The organism is Sphingomonas sp. SRS2, assembly GCF_000971055.1.
Lineage (GTDB): Bacteria > Pseudomonadota > Alphaproteobacteria > Sphingomonadales > Sphingomonadaceae > Rhizorhabdus.
In genome coordinates this window covers 1-19,482 of record NZ_LARW01000153.1, presented here as the reverse complement: position 1 = coordinate 19,482, position 19,482 = coordinate 1, and the positions used below count along the sequence as shown (strand labels likewise).

At 60.4% G+C, this 19,482-nt stretch carries 17 protein-coding genes and 1 pseudogene; 11 read left to right on the top strand and 7 right to left on the bottom strand.

Annotated elements, in window-relative coordinates; genetic code table 11:
* Together WP12_RS26125 and WP12_RS22205 are read left to right on the top strand one after the other, a co-directional pair.
* Window positions 1-111 (top strand): annotated as a pseudogene (locus tag WP12_RS26125) (IS5/IS1182 family transposase); the annotation flags it as partial.
* Between the two features lie 22 nt (window positions 112-133).
* Window positions 134-571 (top strand): dienelactone hydrolase family protein, encoded by a 438-nt coding sequence (locus tag WP12_RS22205; protein ID WP_052730575.1) that lies wholly within the window; start codon window positions 134-136, stop codon window positions 569-571.
* 63 nt (window positions 572-634) lie between these two features.
* Here WP12_RS22205 and WP12_RS22200 read toward each other — a convergent pair whose 3' ends face one another.
* The 4 genes from WP12_RS22200 to WP12_RS22185 all read right to left on the bottom strand — a co-directional run bounded on the left by WP12_RS22200 (window position 635) and on the right by WP12_RS22185 (window position 4,303).
* Window positions 635-1,525: an intradiol ring-cleavage dioxygenase gene (locus WP12_RS22200; RefSeq protein WP_046195837.1), complete on the bottom strand. Its 891-nt coding sequence runs from the start codon at window positions 1,523-1,525 to the stop codon at window positions 635-637.
* Window positions 1,526-1,612: 87 nt separating this feature from the next.
* Window positions 1,613-2,341, bottom strand: a complete 729-nt coding sequence (locus tag WP12_RS22195; RefSeq protein ID WP_046195834.1) for a class II aldolase/adducin family protein — start codon at window positions 2,339-2,341, stop codon at window positions 1,613-1,615.
* 34 nt (window positions 2,342-2,375) lie between these two features.
* Window positions 2,376-3,233, bottom strand: coding sequence for a fumarylacetoacetate hydrolase family protein (locus tag WP12_RS22190; protein ID WP_046195833.1), 858 nt, complete (start codon window positions 3,231-3,233; stop codon window positions 2,376-2,378).
* A complete protein-coding gene (locus WP12_RS22185) occupies window positions 3,230-4,303 on the bottom strand; it encodes a cupin domain-containing protein (protein ID WP_046195832.1) in 1,074 nt (357 codons plus the stop codon). Before WP12_RS22185 ends, WP12_RS22190 begins: the two co-directional genes overlap by 4 nt.
* 250 nt (window positions 4,304-4,553) lie before the next feature.
* Between WP12_RS22185 and WP12_RS22180 the strand changes: the two genes are divergently transcribed.
* The 7 genes from WP12_RS22180 (at window position 4,554) to WP12_RS22150 (ending at window position 13,659) form a co-directional block, all read left to right on the top strand.
* Entirely contained in the window at window positions 4,554-4,742 is a 189-nt protein-coding gene (locus WP12_RS22180) for a hypothetical protein (protein ID WP_046195831.1), read from the top strand.
* A gap of 55 nt (window positions 4,743-4,797) precedes the next feature.
* Complete coding sequence (locus tag WP12_RS22175; protein WP_046195830.1) at window positions 4,798-5,754, top strand: LysR family transcriptional regulator; 957 nt, start codon at window positions 4,798-4,800, stop codon at window positions 5,752-5,754.
* A 422-nt stretch (window positions 5,755-6,176) separates the two neighbouring features.
* Window positions 6,177-8,333, top strand: coding sequence for a TonB-dependent receptor (locus WP12_RS22170; protein ID WP_046195829.1), 2,157 nt, complete (start codon window positions 6,177-6,179; stop codon window positions 8,331-8,333).
* Window positions 8,334-8,353: 20 nt separating this feature from the next.
* Window positions 8,354-9,448: an aromatic ring-hydroxylating dioxygenase subunit alpha gene (locus WP12_RS22165; RefSeq protein WP_046195828.1), complete on the top strand. Its 1,095-nt coding sequence runs from the start codon at window positions 8,354-8,356 to the stop codon at window positions 9,446-9,448.
* The gene (locus tag WP12_RS22160) at window positions 9,441-11,126 is read left to right on the top strand and encodes a GMC family oxidoreductase (RefSeq protein WP_200894579.1); all 1,686 of its coding nucleotides are present in this window, start codon (window positions 9,441-9,443) and stop codon (window positions 11,124-11,126) included. Before WP12_RS22165 ends, WP12_RS22160 begins: the two co-directional genes overlap by 8 nt.
* 60 nt (window positions 11,127-11,186) lie before the next feature.
* A complete protein-coding gene (locus WP12_RS22155) occupies window positions 11,187-12,689 on the top strand; it encodes an aldehyde dehydrogenase family protein (protein WP_235399267.1) in 1,503 nt (500 codons plus the stop codon).
* Window positions 12,690-12,774: 85 nt separating this feature from the next.
* Entirely contained in the window at window positions 12,775-13,659 is an 885-nt protein-coding gene (locus WP12_RS22150; RefSeq protein WP_046195826.1) for an MBL fold metallo-hydrolase, read from the top strand.
* 495 nt (window positions 13,660-14,154) lie between these two features.
* Here the strand turns inward: WP12_RS22150 and WP12_RS22145 are convergent, their stop codons facing one another.
* On the bottom strand, window positions 14,155-14,934 hold the full coding sequence (locus tag WP12_RS22145) for a class I SAM-dependent methyltransferase (RefSeq protein ID WP_046195835.1): 780 nt from the start codon (window positions 14,932-14,934) through the stop codon (window positions 14,155-14,157).
* Window positions 14,935-15,020: 86 nt separating this feature from the next.
* Here WP12_RS22145 and WP12_RS22140 point away from each other — a divergent pair, with 86 nt between their 5' ends.
* Window positions 15,021-15,452, top strand: coding sequence for an Rrf2 family transcriptional regulator (locus tag WP12_RS22140; RefSeq protein WP_046195825.1), 432 nt, complete (start codon window positions 15,021-15,023; stop codon window positions 15,450-15,452).
* A gap of 287 nt (window positions 15,453-15,739) precedes the next feature.
* Here the strand turns inward: WP12_RS22140 and WP12_RS24500 are convergent, their stop codons facing one another.
* Window positions 15,740-16,753 carry an aromatic ring-hydroxylating dioxygenase subunit alpha gene (locus WP12_RS24500; protein WP_046195824.1) on the bottom strand — a complete coding sequence of 338 codons (1,014 nt, stop codon included), beginning with the start codon at window positions 16,751-16,753 and terminating at the stop codon, window positions 15,740-15,742.
* Between the two features lie 88 nt (window positions 16,754-16,841).
* Window positions 16,842-17,744, bottom strand: coding sequence for a glutathione S-transferase family protein (locus tag WP12_RS22130; protein WP_160299270.1), 903 nt, complete (start codon window positions 17,742-17,744; stop codon window positions 16,842-16,844).
* 177 nt (window positions 17,745-17,921) lie between these two features.
* Here WP12_RS22130 and WP12_RS22125 point away from each other — a divergent pair, with 177 nt between their 5' ends.
* Complete coding sequence (locus WP12_RS22125; protein WP_046195822.1) at window positions 17,922-19,016, top strand: aromatic ring-hydroxylating dioxygenase subunit alpha; 1,095 nt, start codon at window positions 17,922-17,924, stop codon at window positions 19,014-19,016.
* Window positions 19,017-19,482: the final 466 nt, after the last annotated feature.

The window sequence follows — 19,482 nt, the reverse complement described above, 5'->3', positions numbered from 1 at the left end:
TTCTTCTGCAAACTCAAAGAGTTCAAGCGCATCGCCATGCGCGCCTGCAAAACCGATCTAAGCTTCTCCGCAATGATCTACCTCGCCGCAGCCGTCATCAACTCGCGATGAATCCCCACAACCCCTAGAGCTGATGAAGAGCCTTAACCATGGCGAAGCCGTCTCGGATGGCGCCGCCGCTTTGCAGGCTCTGCGCGAACATGTGCCCGGGCTGACCTCCGCCGCTGCCATCGGCTATTGTTTCGGTGGCGGCGTCGCCTTCGGGATGGCGATCGGTGGGGCGGTCGATGCCGCCATCGCCTATTATGGCACGGGCCTGCACCTGATGGTCGCCGATATGCCGAAGCTGAAAGGGCGGGTTCTTCTCCATGTCGCCGGAGACGATCATCTCTGCCCTCCAGATGCGCAGGCTGTCATCAAGGCGGCGGCCGATCAGGCGGGCGATCGCGCCGAAGTTGTGATCTACCCCGGCGTGGGCCACGCCTTCGCTCGTCGCGGGGGCGCCACGTTCAACCAGAATGCCGCCGACCAGGCCAATGCGCGGACGATGGGCCTGCTCGAAACCCTGTAAGGCGGCGGCTCTCTCACATAGGCCTGCCGGTCGCGCCCTCGAAATGGGGCGCGGCCGGTTTTCTTATGCCGCCGGCGCCAGAACGACGTCCCATTTCACAGCCCAGAAGGGATTGGTGAAGCCCAGTTCATCGGCTCTCTGGGGGGCGTCGATTCGCTGGAAGTCGGCGATCAACGAAGATTTCACGCCGAACACCGCATCCTCCTTCAGATAAGGACAATCGGGTGTGAAGATATGGGTGACGACCGTGTCATGGCCTGGCGCGGATATGATGAAATGCAGGTGCGCCGCACGGTTGGGATGACGGCCGAGCGCGGCCAGCATCTTGCCGACGGGTCCGTCGTCCGGGATCGGATAGTGCCGTGGCTTGACGCTGCGAAACCAGTAGCTGCCATCTGCCTCGGTGGTGAAGACACCGCGCAGATTGAAATCCGGCTGAATCCCCTTTTGCTGAACGTCATAGAAGCCGTCCTCATTGGCGGCCCAGACGTCGATGGTCGCGCCGGCGATCGCGTTCCCCGCGCCGTCCACTACCCTGCCGGATACCAGCAGCGGTTCGCCCTTGCCGTCGAGACAGATATCGGCGCCATTGGCATATCGCGGAGCATCGGGAAGGTAGAATGGACCAAGTACGGTGTTTTCGGTCGAGCCGGCAGGGCGTTCGTGATTGATCGCATCGACGAGCATGGACACGCCGAGCACGTCCGACAGCAGGATGAATTCCTGCCGCCACTCCGTGCACATATGGCCGGTGTCGGTCAGGAATTTGATGCCGGTCATCCATTCCTCGGTAGTCAGCTGAACTTCCGCGACAGCCGCATGGAGATGGCGCGTGACGATCTCCATGATCTCGCGAAGGCGCGGGTTGGCGTCCGCCGCGATTCGCGCATTGACGACATCGACCGATCGCGCGGCCTCGAAGATCCCGCTGTCACCGTCCCGCAGGTCGCTCATGCCCTTCATCCTTTCACGATCTCATCCGCGCCTGCGTGGGCGGCACGAAATGCCGGCAGCCTTGCACGCTCCACGGCCTTCAAGCGGCTATTTTTGGATTTCACCAAAGTGAGAGGCATGCCGCATGCACCAGAGCTCCCAGGGCCGATGAACTTGGCTCATCGCCGATGCATCCGCGGCGGACGCTTCCGCTTCGCTGAGGTACACCGGATCGCCCAATGTGATCGCCGCCAGCTGCACTTCGCAGTTACGAGCGGTATATATCGCGCGATAAGTCGCCATCGCGATGCTAGCGCCCACGGCGGTATAGCCATGCCCGCGCATGAGAACGACCGCGGCTTCGCCGAGATGCTCGGCGAGAGCGGCGCCGAGCGCGGCATTGCGGATCAGCAGGTCGCTGCCGGGACCGGCATGGTCAGCGGCATCGAACGCGCATGGCGTGCCGTGAAGAAAGCCGCACATGTGGCATATTGGACGGACAAGCACCGAGGGTGTCGCGGCGAAGGGAAGCACGGTCATCGCATGGCTATGTACGACCGCCTCGACATCCGGTCGCCGGCGATAGATTTCCGCGTGGAGGTAGCGCTCCAGGAACAGGGGCACGTCTGGGCCTGAGACGATACGCCCATCGAAATCGAGCTCCACGACGTCGTCAGGCTCGACGAGCGCAGGAGCGCGCGCGCGCGCGATCAGGAAATGGCCGTCCCTTTCGGGATGCCGCCGGCTGACATGGCCGAAGGCGTCGAGTATCGCCTCACCTGCCAGAATCCTGCTGGCCTGTGCGATCTCCAGCCGGGCCTCCGCAACGCTGCTCATTCCTCACGCTCCGTTCGAACCTTGCCGATCATGATCAGCCGGACACCACGTCGACGTCCATCGCCCCTACACCGGTGATAGAGGCCCTGATCCTGTCGCCCGGCGTGATCGGGCCGACGCCTTCCGGCGTACCCGTAAAAATCACGTCGCCCGGGTGCAGCGTATAGAAGGATGACGCGAATTCGATGAGCGCTGGCACATCCAGGATCAGATCTCGGGTATTCGCCTTCTGACGAGTCTCGTCGCCCACGGTCAACAACAGGTCGCGCGCGGTCGGATCACCGAACTCGTCCGCCGTCACCAGCCATGGCCCGAGAACCGAATATGTGTCTAGCGACTTGCGCAATGAGCGCTCCTCCGGCCCCCTGATCGTGATGTCGAGGCCGATGGCATAGCCGGCGACATAGGCCAGCGCCTTGTCGGCCGATACATCCCGGCAGGTCTGGCCGATCACGACGGCAAGTTCGATCTCATGGTCGGTGCGCCGGTCATCATGATGGATGAGGATGGGGCTTCCGGCGCCGATCAGCGAACTGTTGGCCTTCAGAAACAGTCCTGTCTCCCTGATCTTCAGCCCATGATTTTTGGTGAAAGTCGCCTCGTTCGCGATCACTTCCTCGATATGGGCGCGATAGTTCACCGGCGCCGCGACGAGCTTGGCCGGATTGGCCACCGGGCTCAGGAGCCTGACTTCCGACAAGGGGCGTACCGCGCCAGCCCCGTTCATAGCCTCGATCGCTTCGCGGACCTGGGGCAGAAGTGCGATCAGAAGATCATGGGTGGGTAGCGGATAATGTGCCGTCGGCAGGCAGCCAAGTGCGGCGCTCACGTCCCTGACCATATCGCCCTCGACGACCCCGAGGCGATTGTCGTCGAACCTGCAAAGCTTCATGCCCTGATTCCGATCTGCGCGGCGGCATCGCGCTCCTCGCGCCAGAAACCCAGATGCCGTTGAAGCACTTCGTCAGAAAACCCGAATATCACAAGATCCTCCTCTGCGGTGAACGAGTGCCAGTTCCAGCTTGGCACAACGAACACGTCATTTTTGGTAACATGCCAGGTTTCATCGCCGACGCGCACCGTGCCGGCTCCTTCGACCACCGTCATCACCGCGCCCGATATGGCGCGATAGGGCACGCCCCTATAACCAGCGGGGAACAGCGACATCGATGCCGTCATCGTCTTGAACGGCGATTGCCCGCTGGTCGGATCGATATAATCCATACGCAGACCCAGCGACGGATCCGCCTGCTCCTCGCGTCGCATACCATCAAGCGCCGCCCGGGTGTGATGATAGGGCCACCAGAACAGCGGCGATCGCGCTTCGCTGCGTACGAAGCCATGCGGCAACATTCCTCGCCCGAAGCGCTCCAGCGAGTAGCCATCCGGGCGCGATATCGGCTGAGCGCTCTCAGGATATTCCTCTCCGAAAGGCGCGTTGAGCAGGTTGACCACGAACACGTCGAGACCATCCAGCCACATCACGGGCGCGTCCGTTTCGTTGCCGTGGTCGTGAAACGTATTCGAGGGAGTAACGACGAAATCGCCGGGAGACATGACCACGCGTTCGCCATCGACAGCCGTATAGGCGCCTTCGCCTTCCATGATCAGACGCAATGCCGATGCCGTGTGCTTGTGGCTCGGGGCAATTTCACCGGGAAGGATCAACTGGATGCCGGCATAAAGGGAGCTCGTCGCCCGCCCTTCGCCCGCGAAGCTCGGATTTTCGAGCACGAGCACTCGCCGCTCCGCTTCCTCCGCCGTGATGAGATTGCCTGCGCGCATCGCATGATCGCGTAGCCCACCCCAGGGCCAGTGGATGGGAACCCCGCCTCGGCTCGGCGCCCGCGCTGCGATCCTGCCCACGATGTCCCACAGCGGTTGCAGATTATCCGCAGCAAGGTCGGCCTGAAATTCCTCGCGGTCTGCCTGGGTTTGCGACGCTACCGTGCCACCGCTCATTTCTATCTCCAAAATAATACATATTGGCCATAATATGCAACAAATGAGCTATATACTCGCCTATTTATTCATAATATGACATTTCATGCTAGATAGTCGCTTTTGTTTTATGTGTCTAGACGCCTCATCGCGCCCTATCGCCTGGGGTGTCGCGCCCGGGCATCAAGCAGCCTGCTTGCCAGCGCTGGCGGCGCGGATCACATGCTGCGGCTGCACGGTGTCGCCGGCGACGAGCGGGGGGCATCGACGGATGAGCACGGCCGGCAGTCTCCTGATAGCACTTTCTCCATTCACATGGACGCTCGAATGGTCGATCGAAGACGCCGCGACCAGGCTCGATGTGTCGGGCAGCACCGCCTGTCGCTATTTCAGCAGCTTCACCAAAGCGGGCTTCTCGAGCAGTCGCGCCGCGGTCGATATGTGCTCGGACCTGCGGTGATCGACAGCCCGCGCGATATACGCTTCGGCGGGCACGAGGATGAGGATATGGGCAGATGAAACATGAAGACGACTGGAAGCGCAAAACCCAGATGCCGGTTCTCAGCGACCTCAAGGCGCTGGAGATTTTCGTGGCGATCGTCGAGACGCAGAGCATCACCAACGCGGCGCGGCGGCTGGGTATCACCCCGTCCACCGTCAGCAAGAAGCTTGCCGAACTGGAAGGCCGCACCGAAAGCCAGCTGGTCAATCGATCAACACGGCGCATGGCGGTCACGCTGACCGGCAAGCTCCTCTACGATCACGGCGTGAAGATCATCGAGCAGATCGAAACCGCCGAACGCGACATATGGCAGGAAACCCATTCGCCGCACGGCAAGCTGACCGTCGCCGCCTCGGCCGAATTCGGCAAGCTGCAGATCGCCCCGCATCTGGCCGAATTCCTGCAGCAAAATCCCGGGATCGAACTGGCGTTCGATCTTTCTCCACGATTCACCGACGTCATCGAACAGGGTACCGATCTCGCCATTCAGATCAAATCGCCGGCAAAGCTAACGCCAGAGATGATTATCATAGCGCGGGACCGTCAGGTGTTCTGCGCATCGCCGGCCTATATCGAACGCTATGGCGCACCGGCTACGGCCAGCGAACTTGTGGCCCGCACCTGCCTGCTGCCCACATCCCATGGCCCGCCCAGCCATTGGCCTGCGTTGATCGAAGGAAAAAAGAGCCACATCGCGATCTCCGGCCCGCTGACCTCCAACAGTTCGACGGTTCTGCGGACCGCGGCGCTGGATGGCCTGGGTATCGCGATGCTGGGTCTGTCGCATGTCGCGCCCGAACTGAAAAACGGGCATCTGATCGAGATATTGCCAGGCAGCCTTTTTGATGAGGCCATCATCGTGGCGATCGTTTCCAATCGCAACTTCATACCCCGCAGGGTGCGACTGTTCATCGACTTCCTGAAGGACGTGATCGGCGACCCGCCCAAATGGGAAAGGCTGCTCGGCTAGAGGGCGCCGGGCAGGCAGATGGCAACATCTGAATGCTCGGGAACTCGTGGTAAAACAACCACTTGGAACGGCCGATTCGATACGTCGGATAGCGAACTGTCCCTTGACCGCCCGCGACAGCGATTATTCGTTTTTCGCGAATAATCCTTTTCGAGATTTCCATATTGTCCCGATCATCTCAGCGAACCTATGTATCAGGCCAATCGAAGGATCCGTTCGACGATAGATGTATGTGATAACTGCATCTCTCTATGGATTTATATTCCAATAGGATCATTATTTTTTTAAGACTACTGAAGAATAGTCAGAAATATCTGAATAAAAAATGAAGTAGATAGCATCATGAATGCTATAATTTACTTCTATGTGGGGAGGATATTATGAGAATTTCGACAAAATATTTATCTGCATCTGTGTTCGTAATGGCAATTTCGCTATCGAATGGCGCGTTTGCGCAGGAGACAGGTACGGCAGGCCCCGCTGTTTCCAGCGAAGATGCCGCCGGCGAGAAACCATTCGGCCTTGAGGAAATCGTGGTCACCGCGCAGAAGCGCTCCGAAAATGTGCAGAAGGTGCCGCTTGCGATCAGTGTCGTTTCGGCCGACGCGCTTCGTACTGGAGGGGCGCTGACCGCGGCCGACCTCAGCAAGTCGGTTCCCTCGCTCCAGACCTATGTTAACGGCCCATTCGCGCAGCTCAGCATCCGCGGCATCGGCAGCAGCCAGATAAACGCGTTCAGCGATCCCGCCGTCAGCTTCGTGCTGGATGGCGTCGTGCAGGATCGCGCGGCGAACGCTACCGCGTCCTTCTACGACATCAATCGCATCGAGGTACTCAAGGGGCCGCAAGGCACTTTGTTCGGCCGCAATGCGACCGCCGGCGCGCTCAATATCGTGACCAATGAACCCTCCTTTGCGGCGGTCGAGGGCAATGCCGAGATCGAGGTCGGAAACTATCGGACATTCAACACCACGGGCGCGATCAATCTTCCGGTAACAGACAGCCTGGCGGTGCGTGGTGCCTGGCAGACTACCAAGCATGACGGCTATTTCACGAACGGCTATAACGACGCGGATAATGTTGCGGGCCGCCTGAAGGCGCTGTGGAAGCCGAGCGACGATATCACGATCCACATCCAGGGCGACTATTTCCGGCAAAAGGGTCTTGGCTATGCCGATGCGATCCTACCGCTGGGCAGCAACGGCCAGGGCGGCGATGACCCCTGGGATCAGGATTATTATCCGGTCGATGGCTTCGTGGATAACCGGATCTGGGGCATCCAGGGTCAGCTCGATTGGGATCTGGGCCCGGCCACGCTCACGGTGATCCCCGGCTATCGGGATACCAGGCAGGAAAGCTATTACCATTATGCGGGCAGCTGGTCCTTCGTCGATAATCCCACCCAGCAGACGACGATGGAGGTGCGGCTCGGACGCTCCGGATCGGGCGCCGCGGGAAGCCTGACCTGGGTCGCCGGCCTATATTATTTCAAACTGTCCCAGGATGCCTTCAATCAATATGAGCTGCAGTGTTTCTGCGCAAATGACGCCATCCTCGATTACAACACATCGCCCAACTACACCGGCCGCGATCTCAGCGATCTCGACACGAAATCCTATGCCGCGTTCGGCCAGGCAACCTATGCCATCACCGATCATCTCCGCGCCACGGGCGGCCTGCGCTATACGCGGGACAGAAAGACCGAATTGGGTATCTCGATCGTGGAGCTGCCGACGATCGGTGTCAGCCTGACGGCGCCCAATATTGCGCAGCGCACCTTCAAGAATCTGAGCTGGAAGGCCGCGGTCGACGCCGACATCGGCCCACAATCACTGGCCTATGCGAGCGTGAGCACGGGCTACAAGGCCGGCGGACTTAACGAAGGCCTGAACTCCCCGGGCTATGGACCGGAAAAACTCATGGCTTTCGCGCTCGGATCGAAGAACCGCTTTTTCGACCGCCGCGTCCAGCTCAACATCGAGGCCTTCTACTGGCGCTATCGCAACAAGCAGATTGCCACCGTGGCATCGGTGCCACCGCCTGGAAATCTGGGGTATTTCGGCAGCAACATCCCACGGTCCAAAATCTACGGCCTCGATATCGACGGCGTCGTCCTGGTCACCGACCACGACCAGATCGATTTCGCGATAGAATATCTGCACAGCAGCACCAGCCCGTTCGTGGTGCCGACCACCGGCGCGCCCTTCGTCAGCGACGGTACCCGCGTGCTGCGTACGCCGCGCTGGAACATCGCGGCAGGGTTTGTGCATACGTTCGAAATGGCCAATGGCGCCAATGTGAAGGCAAGTATCCGGACCAATTACAGGTCGCGCCAGTTGCTCGACGTCTATGAGGCGCCAACCGACTTCGCGCCGTCCAGCATGACGACCGATGTGAACATCGGTTATAATGCGCCCGATAACCGCTGGCATCTCGATGCCTTCGTGCGCAACATCGAGAATGAAGCCGTGATCGTCGGTGTCTTCCGGCCCTATATTCCGGGACCGCGGAGTAGCGTGGGCTGGGGCTTCCTCGGCGCCCCCAGGACCTATGGCGTGAAGCTGGGCGTCAATTTCTAAAAGCGGCGGAGCGGACGGCGATGGCGGCCCATAATTTCCTCAAGAATAGCTGGTATGTCGCCGGCTGGTCGGTGGAAGTGACCAAAAGTCTCTTCTCTCGAACCATCCTAGGGGAATCGATCCTGTTCTTCCGAAAGGAAGATGGGCAGGTCGCCGCGCTCGCCAACCGCTGCCCGCATCGGTTTGCGCCGCTGGATATGGGAACGCGCGAAGGTGACAGCGTGCGCTGCGGCTATCACGGCCTGACCTTCGATACTGAAGGCCGCTGCATAGCCGCCCCGACGGCGCGGGGCCGCGTTCCCGACGCGACGATACGGACATTTCCCTGCGAGGAGCGGCATGGTCTCGTCTGGGTCTGGATGGGCGAGCCGCACCGCGCCGATGTCACTCGCATTGCCGATCTCAGTGAATTCGAAGCCCCGGATGTCCGCCATGCGTCCGGCGGCTATCTTCACTGCGCGGTAAACTATCAACTCCTGATCGATAATTTGCTCGACCTGAGCCACGCCGCGTTCGTCCATCCCATTTTCGGCAACATGTCGATGTGCGAAGCCGAACTCACCATCAAGACGACGCCCGATACCGTGAGAGTCGATCGCTGGATGCCGGGCTGTGAGGTACCGCTGTATCTGACCGGCCTGTTCCAGCCCGGCTCACAGGTCGATCACTGGCTGGACATGCTGCTGTACCAGCCGACCAACATGATCCTGTATTTCGGTGTCGCAGCACCGGGCGGCTCCCGGAAGGACGCCATCACCGGTCTCGCGAGCCACCTGCTGACGCCCGAGAGCGAAACGAGCACCCATTATTTCTATTCGATCGCGCAGCCACGGCATCTCGCTACCGATGCCGACCTGCAGATCGCGCATGAAGCGCAGCGCACCGCTTTCACTCTGGAGGACAAGCCGATTGTCGAAGCGTGCCAGCGGATGATGGGCACCACGGACCTCATGAGCCTCAACCCGATCATCCTGCCGGACGACTCCGGGGCGGTCAGGGCACGACGTATGCTCGCCCGGATGGTCCGGCGGGAAATGACGAATGCGGGCCGCGCCACCGATGACGGGGACGCGACGCCGGAAACGAGCCAGATCGGGGAAGACAGCTTTGCGTGACCATGCCGGGGCGGCCGCCAGCAACATGTACGACTATGTCATCGTTGGCGCCGGCTCAGCGGGATGCGTGCTGGCGAACCGGCTCAGCGAGGACGGCGCGTCGGTGTTGTTGCTCGAAGCCGGAAAATGGGATCGGGATCCGCTGATCCATATCCCGATCGGCATCGGCAAGATCTTCCCGCAGCGGATGCACGACTGGGGTTATTTCATGGAGCCCGATCCGGGCATCGACGCCCGCGGCATCGAGTGCGCACGCGGCAAGGTGGTGGGCGGTTCGTCCTCGATCAACGTCATGGCCTATGTCCGGGGTCACCGCAGCGACTTCGACCGCTGGGCCGCGAACGAACTGGACGGCTGGTCCTATCGCGACGTCCTGCCTTATTTCCGGCGTGGCGAGGCATGGGAAGATGGCGCGGACGCCTATCGGGGCGGCGACGGCCCGCTACGGGTCCAGCGCAGCCGCTATAGCGATCCCATCTTAGAGGCCTTCATCGGCGCCGGCCGACAGGCGGGGTATTCCGAGACACCCGACTATAACGGGGCGGATCAGGAAGGGTTCGGCCTTATACAGTCGACCATTCACCGGGGCCGGCGCTGTAGCGCCGCAACCGCCTATCTCCGGCCGGCACTCTCACGGCGAAACCTGACGGTGCTCGTCGCGGCCACCGTCGCGCGCGTGCTGTTCGATGAGGATCGGGCCAGCGGGATAGCCTATCGTCACCGGGGCCGCGACAAAGTCGCGCTGGCCCGGCGCGAGGTGATCCTGTGCGCCGGCGTCATCGACACACCGAAATTGCTGATGCTGTCGGGCATCGGCGATCCCGATGAACTCGCGAACCATGGAATCCCGGTCAAGGTCGCGAACCATGGTGTCGGCAAGAATTTCCAGGATCATCTCTCCGTGATGGTCACCTACCGCCGACGCGATCGCGGGCCGTTCGAAGGCGCTATGCGTTACGATCGCCTGGCCGGGGCGATGGTAAGCTCCTTCCTGGGCATGGAAAGCTTCGCCGGCGATGTCCCGATCGGCGTCACCGCCTTTCTCAAGACACGACCGGAGGTGAAGGCGCCGGATGTTCAGTTGATCTTCCTCGCAGCGCCGATGCCCGCACGGGCCTGGTTCCGCCCCTTCATCACACCGGTGGCCGACAGCTTCGGCTGCCGGGTGGCGCTGCTGCGCCCCGAAAGCCGTGGCGCAGTGAAGCTCGCCTCGGCCGATCCATCCGCCGCTCCTCTGATCATTCCGAACTTCCTGACCACGCAGGCGGATCGCGACACGCTGCGCGAGGGTTTGAAGATCGTCCGGGAGGTGGTCGGCCAGAGCGACATGACGGCGCACAGCGCCGGGGAGATCGCGCCCGGCGAAGCCCTCACCACTGACGAACAGCTCGATGCGTTCATCCGCAAGACGTCGGTGACGGTCCATCATCCCGCCGGAACTTGCCGGATGGGTGGGGCATCCGATCGCGATCGCGTCGTCGATCCACAACTGAGGGTCTGTGGCGTGAAGGGCCTGCGCGTCGTCGACGCGTCGGTCATGCCTGACATGGTCGGCGGCAACATCAACGCGGTGGTGATGATGATCGCGGAAAAGGCCGCCGACATGATCCTCGGAAAGCCGGCGGATTTTCCGCCGCCCTCTCCGTCCAGGCAGGAAGACGCCCATGTCAGCCCCTAAGCCAGCATCCCGGTGTCCCGTTGTCACGCGACACCCCCACTCCCCCGGTTCGAGGTATTTGTGAACGCCGATCTGACTTCATCCAATGCCGTCGAGACATCCGACGGACTGGTCCTGCCCCGCGAGCGCGGGCTCTTCTATGGCGGCCAATGGCATCGGCATGGCACGGGCGGCGACGCCGATGTCCGCAGTCCCGCGACGGGCGGCCATTTGTGCACGATCGCGCACGCCGGCGTCGATGATGCGCACGCCGCCATCGAGGCGGCCAGGGCGGGCTTCGCGATCTGGCGGCATGTTCCGCCGATGGAACGCGCAAAAATCCTCCGGGAGGCGGCGGCGGTCGTTCGCCGCCATGGCCGCGAACTCGCCATGCTCGACGCCGCCGATTGCGGAAATCCCTTCACCGAACTGCTCGGCGACGTCGCGATAGCGGCCGGCACCATGGAGTTCTTCGCGGGCCTCGTCACGGAAATGAAGGGCGCATCGATTCCAATGGGGCCCGATGCCGTCAACTTCTCGGTTCGCGAGCCGCGCGGCGTGGTGGCCCGCATCATACCCTTCAACCACCCCTTCATGTTCTGCGCAGGCCGGGCCGCGGCGCCGCTGGCGGCCGGCAATTCGATCATCATCAAGCCGCCCGAACAGGCGCCGCTATCGGCCTTGCGCCTTGCCGAGCTGATCGGCGGACTGTTCCCGCCCGGCGTGTTCAACATCCTGCCCGGCGGGCGCGACGTCGGCGCGGCATTGACCAGCCATCCCCATGTCGCCATGGCGGCGCTGATCGGCAGCGTGCCGACGGGGCGCGCCGTCATGCGAGCGGCGGCCGATACGATAAAGCCGGTTCTGCTCGAACTGGGCGGCAAGAATGCCTTGATCGCCTGTGCGGACGCCGATCCCGATGTGGTCGCGAGCGCCGTCGTCGCGGGAATGAACTTCGCATGGTGCGGTCAGTCCTGCGGCTCGACCAGTCGCGCATTTCTGCATGAGGACATCCACGACGCGGTCATTGCCAAACTGGCTGAGAAAGTTGGGGCGTTCAGGCCGGGTCTCCCGACCAACCCCGCCACCACGATGGGCGCGATCGCCAGCCGGCAACAATATGATCGTATCCTGGACTATATCGAGATCGGCAAAGCACAGGGCGCACGTCTCGTGAGCGGCGGATCGACGCCCGGTGACGCCGAGCTCGCAGGCGGGTGGTTCATCGAGCCCACGATCTTTGCGGACGTCACCCAGGATATGAGGATCGCGTCGGAGGAGATTTTCGGCCCCGTCCTGTCGCTGCTGCGGTGGAGCGACGAAGCGTCGATGCTCGAGCAGGTCAATCGGCTGGACCTGGGGCTGACCTGCTCGATCTGGACTAACAATCTGACACGCGCGCACCGGCTGGCCATGCAGGTCGAAGCAGGCTTCGTCTGGATCAACGAAACCAGCAAGCATTTTCTGGGTGCACCCTTCGGCGGATATAAACAGTCCGGCCTGGGGCGTGAGGAATGCCTGGACGAGCTGCTCGCCTTCACACAGCAGAAGAATATCCACGTGAATCTGCAGCAACGGGTCTGAGCCGCCCGGCTACACTTCCGGCGGGCGCCGCCAAACGGGACGCGACTTGCGGGCCGTCATTAAACCAGATGGAAAGGATAGACCGATGGCGATGATTGGCAGTGTCGGCAATGTCGAGATAGGACGCATCTTCGACAGTTCGCTTCTCGGCTTCACCGCCCAGAGCTGGTTTCCCCTGTTCGACCGCGAAGCGCTTCGGGCACATGAGCATTGGCTCTGCCCCGATCATTTCGATCCGGAAACCGGACGGATTCCCATGCCGGTCCACAGCTGGCTACTGCGCGTCGGCGGCCGCAACGTCCTGATCGACACCTGCATGGGCAATGATAAGGAACGGCCACAGTTTCCGGAAATGCACCGCCTGCAAAACCGCTATCTCGATCGCCTCGCCGCCGTCGGCCTGGCGCCCGCCGATATCGATTATGTGCTGTGCACGCACCTCCATGTCGATCATGTGGGCTGGAATACCTGCCTGGAGAACGGTCGTTGGGTGCCGACATTTCCCAATGCCCGCTACATCTTCTCGAAGGTAGAATATGAAGCGACCAAGGCGGAGGCGCTGGACCCTGCGAAGCCGGCTTACCTCCGCGCGACATTCGAGGATTCCATTCATCCGGTGATAGAGGCCGGCAAGGTGGAGTTGTATGACGGCACCTATGAGCTGCTGGACTGCATCACCCTGCGGCCAGCGCCGGGCCATTCCGAAGGCCATGTGCGTATCGAACTCAGATCGCAGGATAATCTCGGCATATTCTGCGGCGACATGGTCCATTCTCCGCTGCAAATCCCGCTATGGGAGTGGAGCAGCGTCGTTTGTTGGGACAAAGCGATGTCGGCCAAGGCTCGCCACGAGTTGCTCCAATATTGCGTCAATGAAAACGCATTGCTGATCCCGGGCCATTTCGAAGCGCCGCATGTCGGCCGTATACGCGAAAAACAGGGTAAATTCTCGATCGATTTCGGCTGGTAGCCACCTATCGCAAACCGAAGCCCCAAATGATCAGGCGAACAGCCCGTGCCGGCTTGCTTTAGCATCGGGGCCTTTCGCGTTGGGGCATTTGGCAAGTTGCGTTGGTTGCGGGAGCACGCAACACCCGATACTTGCGTAATCCGTTTCTCCGGTTGAGTGCGGCGCATATCCCGAAATCGGCGGCTTAAAATCTATGTCGCTCACGCTGCTTGCGGATATAAACTTGGTGACGCTTAGTGAAGTGCGTCGAGGGAATCCCTCCCGCTCCGCCAGATCCCCGGATCACTGCCGTCCGCAGCAAGCTAGTCCGAACGTCACAAGCGCCATGAAATAAGGCTTTTGAGATATTGTCAGTTGGTAGAGGTTCGCAAGGATCGGCCGTAGATCGCCGCCGACTTTATGACAGTCTGATCGACTATTTCACGACGTCCTCCGGGTTAGCGCGAACGTCCGGTTCGGCCAGAAGCAGGCGTCTAGCGTAGCATCTATTCGACCTTAGCGCCGCGCCACAGCGATCAGCGCGGTCGATGGGATTGGCAGGATTGCCCGATCACCCGCCATTGCCTGAACTTCAACGATGACGGCGGCTTTTTCTGCCGCGCTCAAGCTGGTCCAGTCGGGCGACATGCCGAACACCGTGTCGGGTTCGGAGAGTGCCGTGACGTCGAGCGGATAGTCGTGGGTGACATGCTGAATCTGCGGGTCACGGTATCCTGCGACGATCAGTTCGCGTGCGAAATCGGACGGATCGCTCAGCGCTTTGACCGCCTCGGGCATGGTCATGCCCTCACGCTCAGGGAAGAGTTTGCGACGGATTTGGCCGAGCAGCAGGAATGTCGCGGCACCCCGTTCCTGCCACGTCGCGACCACACCATGTCCGCCCGAACGCGTCACCCGTGCCATCTCGGCAAGACCCTTGCGCCAGTCCGGGAACATGATGACGCCGAATATCGAGAAGACCGCATCGAAGCTCCCGTCGTCGAGCGCCAGCGCCTGCCCGTCCATCACGCGCGCTTCCACATTTGCAACCTTCGCTGCAGCGACGCGCGCAACCATAGCGGGCGAGAAGTCAGTCGCGAGCACCCTTGCACCAGTTCGTGCCGCTGTCAGGGCCAGCGCGCCGGTGCCGGCCGCGATGTCGAGTACGCGGCTGTCCGGCGTCAACGCGACATGTGCGAGCGCTGCTTCGGCATAGCGGAGCGTGAACGGATGCGCGGTCTTTTCATAATGCTGGGCGGCGATGTCCCAAAGGTCAGGGTTCTCGAACTCGGGCATCTTCGGCGCTCCACGAATCATGTAACATGATAAGTATCGTGAAATGATGCGCTTGCCAATCTCGGCCGTGCTGCGAGGATCATGCCGTGCGTACCGACAGTCGCCTCTCTCGAATGCTTCATGTGTTGCTCCACATGGCGCGGCACGATGGTCCGATGACCTCTGAGGCGATCGCGCGAATGCTTGGGACGAATCCCGTTGTGGTCCGCCGCACAATGGCCGGTCTGCGGGACGCAGGATATGTCCGATCGGAGAAGGGGCATGGCGGCGGCTGGGCGATCGCGGCGGATCTGGAGACAGTCTCGCTGCTCGATATCCACCGCGCGGTAGGTGGCCCTCGCCTTTTTGCGATCGGTAACGAGCACTCGAATGCAGATTGCGCGGTCGAGAAGGTCGTTAATGCAGCAGTTGAGGATGCGCTCCGCGACGCCGAGGGCGTGCTGGTTGTGCGGCTGGGTGCGGTCAGCCTTGCCGAATTGGCGCGGGGTTTCGATGCCCACTGCAATCCAGCTGACTAGCGCGGTGTATTAGTATCGGCGGATACCTGACTGTCCGCTCCCGCCAGAAGCCGTCATTTGCCGACACCGTCGTGAATGGCCGGGAAGTCCAATATCAGGCACTCGCACAATATCGAGCGACCGTTGCCCGCGAGAGACCGAACTGCATCACGGCCTGAGGGATGCTAGCGTTGTTGTCTCGCCGCCAATTAGCCACCTCAGCTGGGCCGGCGGCCTTCGGACTCCCCAGGCTGAGCTTGCCGTGATGGGTCTTTCCAGCAGTAGCTAACGCCGCCCGCGCCGCCGCCCTAGACGCGCTCAGCCAGCTTATCGATGGCGCGGCTGACTTTGACTGCCGCTTCGTCGATCGATAGCATCGCCGGCTTCATGCCATTCCTGCGCGCAGCACCTTTTCGTGCCTCGATCGCTTCTGCGACGGGTTTATCTTCCGCCATAAGCGCCTGACGCTGCCAGTTGCGTATCAGGTCGTCCGCCTGCCGATCTCCCACCGCGTAGTTACGCGAAGAGGCATAGAAATAATGGCAGCTTGTTTCGGTCTCGGGCGTAATGATGTGCGTTCCGAACGAGTTGAAACTTCCATCCTTCGGCATACCCGTAGCGACGACGCCGATCATGTTGCTCATGGCACTGACCGGGCTCCAGCGTATGTCCGAAAAGAAATCGATCTTCTGCCCAGGCGTCTCGAACAGGCTCGCGTGCAGCCTGGTCACGGTGCTGTTTGAAATCGTCATCTCCTGGATAATATCGTCTCCCACTGTGTGGATCGAGCGCTGAACATTGTCGAACGCATCGCTTTCGACATTGGCCCGATGCAAAAACTGGGCGTGGCTGAGATCCATGAGGTTATCCACGAGCAGTCGGTAGTTTGACTGAACCGTGGCATGCCCGCCGATCGTTACCCTCGTCGGGTCGATCCGGAAACTGAAGTCCGGTATGGTTGCAGGATCGGCCCGCTCGACATCCCCTAACCAGGCCCAGACAAGGTTGTGTTGCTCGGCTGTGGGAAAATGCCGTACCTTCAGAGAGGCCGGTCTAGCACCATTACCATGCGGATTATGCACGCACTTGCCGGCAGCATCAAATTCCAGACCATGATAGGGGCATTGTATTACGCCATTTCGGATTGACCCGAGGCTCAGCGGCGCGAATCGATGAGGACAGATATCGAGGAGGACCGTGGGTGTGCCGTCCTCTTGTCGGAACATCACGAGCGGCTGATCGAGAATGGTGCGCGCGAACGGTGCCAACGAGACTTCCTCGGGCAACGCCACGACATACCAGCCATCTTCAACGAACGTCATATCAGCATCCTCATTACAGGTGCGCCGGATACGTCCCCCGGTATGCGGCGGAGTCTCAATACCGATTGGGGTGTCGCGCCAGCAATCATTAGGCCGCGCGGACTCCCGGCTGCCAGCAGTCGCCAGACATCTGGACGAGCCCTGTGGATCGATAGGGCTCCAGAACCGCGCCGTCATAACTCGGCCGCGTTTTTATTGTTTCTGCCCAGCGGTGCAGATGAGGTCGCATGGTGGTGCTCCACAATGTCACGTCACAGGCGCATTGTAGCCGGATGAAAAGAATGAAAACCGATATATCGGCGAGGCTAATTGCGTCACCGACAAGGAATGGATTGGCGCGAAGCGCAGCCTCTGCATCATCCGCCATTGCTTCTGCGATAGCCTCGCCTTCCTGGCTGTCCCGCGGGCTTTGCAGCCAGTCGGCCAAGTCGTGCCAATCCCGAAGCTTGAGATCATAAACCTCACTAAATTCGGGATAGAGTTCCCGGGCTCGCACGACGTTGTCATGCATCGCTACACGCCAATAATCAGGATGCCCGCTTGCCAGGTGCGAGCGATAGGTGAAGCCCCGCACTGGGAAGTCATCGGACCTGTCGATCCAACTGTTCATCGCCGCAACTGCCACAGGATCAGATGGAGCAAGTTCGGGCCCGGTAAACCAGTTGTTTGCGAACCTCATGATCGTCGCCGAATCGAAAAGCGACCGATCGTCGAATGTCATGCTCGGTACCAATCCGCGCGGGTTGATCGCCAAATAGTCCGGCGTTAGATTTTCTCCTTTTGCCAGGCTCACAACATGCTCGACGTAAGGAATATTTTTTTCCAGCAGGGTCATACGTACGCGTTGTGAGCATAGCGATGGTGGAATAGTATATATCTGCACGTTTGCAGCGGCCGGATCGTGCTTTTCCAATGTCGCCGGTGTTGCCATCGCAATAGCGACGAGGTCGCTGGCGGGCTCAAATCGGCGTAAGTTTACCGCTTGCTTCATCCTGCTCTCCATTGATCGAGCGAAAATCGTGGCCGGGAATTATGTCCGCGCCCTTATCCTGGCAAATTGCAATCGCAGCACTTGCCTATTCATGAGATGAATGCATTGCGCGACAAAGATCAATTCGCATTGTATCGGCATTTGGGCGAGACCAAAGGCACAATAAGGAAAGGTGCCATGTATCCACTGCCTGAAGGTTATTTTGCGCCGCGCGACCGTTGGTATATCGCGGCTTGGTCGAGCGAGATCGGCCGGGAACCGATCGAACGCTGGATTCTCGATGAACCTGTCGCGCTCTACCGAAAGGAAAATGGGGAGGCTGTAGCTTTAGACGGCCGCTGCCCGCATCGCAGTTTCCCACTTGGAAAAAGTCGGCTCGTCGGCGATAATATCCAGTGCGGGTATCATGGTCTTACCTTCCGGCCCGACGGCAGCTGCACGCAGATACCTAGCCAGCCCAATATCCCAAATGTGTGCCGGGTGAGATCCTTCCCCTTGGTGGAGCAGTGGAAGTGGCTCTGGATTTGGATGGGCGACCCTGATCTTGCTGACGAGAGCATGATCCCGTCGCTCGAAGAACTGGCGCTTGAAGGAAGCTCGTACACGATCGCCAGTGGAGGCTATTCTCTGGTGAACGCGCGAGCAATGTTGCTCCACGACAACCTTTTCGACCTGACGCATATCGGCTACCTACATGCACCGAGCTTCGGCAGCGGCGGTGGGGCATTGGATACAGTCCCCCGGGTCACGCAAGGTGACGACTGGATCGACACCCAATATGTCCAGCTCGGCGTGCCGATGCCAGACTTCCATGCTCGCCTTACCGGCTATGAGGGGCTGGTTGATCGCTATCAGGGGCTGAAGCTCTATCTCCCCGGCCTGCATGTCGGCGGCTCGGCCTTCTACCGGCCGACTGGGATCGAAAATCAGAAAGGTGAGTTGATCGGCTCAGTGCAGGTATATCACGGCATTACGCCCGCGACCCGTCACAGCACGAATTATTTCTTTGCGACGGGGCAAACCATGACCAAAGACCCCGCGGTATGTCAGGCCACTCTGGACTATGCGATGCGCTCTATTATCCCGGAGGATGCCTTTGCTACCCAAGAAATAGAGGAAATGATCGAGCGGTCTGGCGGCCGGCCTTCGGAGATTTTGCTCAAGGCGGATCGCGCCTGTGTCATGGGAAGGCGCTTGTTTGAAAAGATGATCGCCGCGGAACATGCTCGAGCCATCTCAAAGGAAGGCGCTATATCGAAGGCCGCAGAATAGCGGCTATCCTATCTCACGACGATACCAGCTAGCGCATTAAGGCGTAGGGGGCATGGCATCTTATTAGGTCAAATGCCCTCTACAGCCTTCCTCCTGAGAACTTCGATAGAATCAAGCGCCCCTTCGGCCGGGCCGTGCAAAATCTTGCCCGCCTTCACAAAAAGGCTCCTCAGCCACATATGTCCAGAATCGCTGTTGTTGCGTTTGTGCCACCACTGGAAGATGTGATTCCTTTCCATCGGAAATGGCAGTGCACAAACGCATAAATCCTGGTCTGTGACGAGATTAGAGGCAATCACATCTGGTAATACCGCTATTAGGTTAGTGCCTCCTATCAATGTGTCAATCGGCGTGCAAACGGGACCCCCGATAGGCGTCTAAAAGGGACCCCCTTGCGGGATCGGGTAACGTTGTTGTGAGGCGCCAGCTTGCGCTGAGCGCGGCGTAGGGAGGGCGTAGCCCGACC

Bases quoted from the DNA above. Each gene is read 5' to 3' on its own strand.
- WP12_RS22205 (WP_052730575.1), top strand. From the start codon at position 134: ATGAAGAGCCTTAACCATGGCGAAGCCGTCTCGGATGGCGCCGCCGCT.
- WP12_RS22200 (WP_046195837.1), bottom strand. From the start codon at position 1,525: ATGAGCGACCTGCGGGACGGTGACAGCGGGATCTTCGAGGCCGCGCGA.
- WP12_RS22195 (WP_046195834.1), bottom strand. From the start codon at position 2,341: ATGAGCAGCGTTGCGGAGGCCCGGCTGGAGATCGCACAGGCCAGCAGG.
- WP12_RS22190 (WP_046195833.1), bottom strand. From the start codon at position 3,233: ATGAAGCTTTGCAGGTTCGACGACAATCGCCTCGGGGTCGTCGAGGGC.
- WP12_RS22185 (WP_046195832.1), bottom strand. From the start codon at position 4,303: ATGAGCGGTGGCACGGTAGCGTCGCAAACCCAGGCAGACCGCGAGGAA.
- WP12_RS22180 (WP_046195831.1), top strand. From the start codon at position 4,554: ATGAGCACGGCCGGCAGTCTCCTGATAGCACTTTCTCCATTCACATGG.
- WP12_RS22175 (WP_046195830.1), top strand. From the start codon at position 4,798: ATGAAACATGAAGACGACTGGAAGCGCAAAACCCAGATGCCGGTTCTC.
- WP12_RS22170 (WP_046195829.1), top strand. From the start codon at position 6,177: ATGGCAATTTCGCTATCGAATGGCGCGTTTGCGCAGGAGACAGGTACG.
- WP12_RS22165 (WP_046195828.1), top strand. From the start codon at position 8,354: ATGGCGGCCCATAATTTCCTCAAGAATAGCTGGTATGTCGCCGGCTGG.
- WP12_RS22150 (WP_046195826.1), top strand. From the start codon at position 12,775: ATGGCGATGATTGGCAGTGTCGGCAATGTCGAGATAGGACGCATCTTC.
- WP12_RS22145 (WP_046195835.1), bottom strand. From the start codon at position 14,934: ATGCCCGAGTTCGAGAACCCTGACCTTTGGGACATCGCCGCCCAGCAT.
- WP12_RS24500 (WP_046195824.1), bottom strand. From the start codon at position 16,753: ATGACGTTCGTTGAAGATGGCTGGTATGTCGTGGCGTTGCCCGAGGAA.
- WP12_RS22130 (WP_160299270.1), bottom strand. From the start codon at position 17,744: ATGAAGCAAGCGGTAAACTTACGCCGATTTGAGCCCGCCAGCGACCTC.
- WP12_RS22125 (WP_046195822.1), top strand. From the start codon at position 17,922: ATGTATCCACTGCCTGAAGGTTATTTTGCGCCGCGCGACCGTTGGTAT.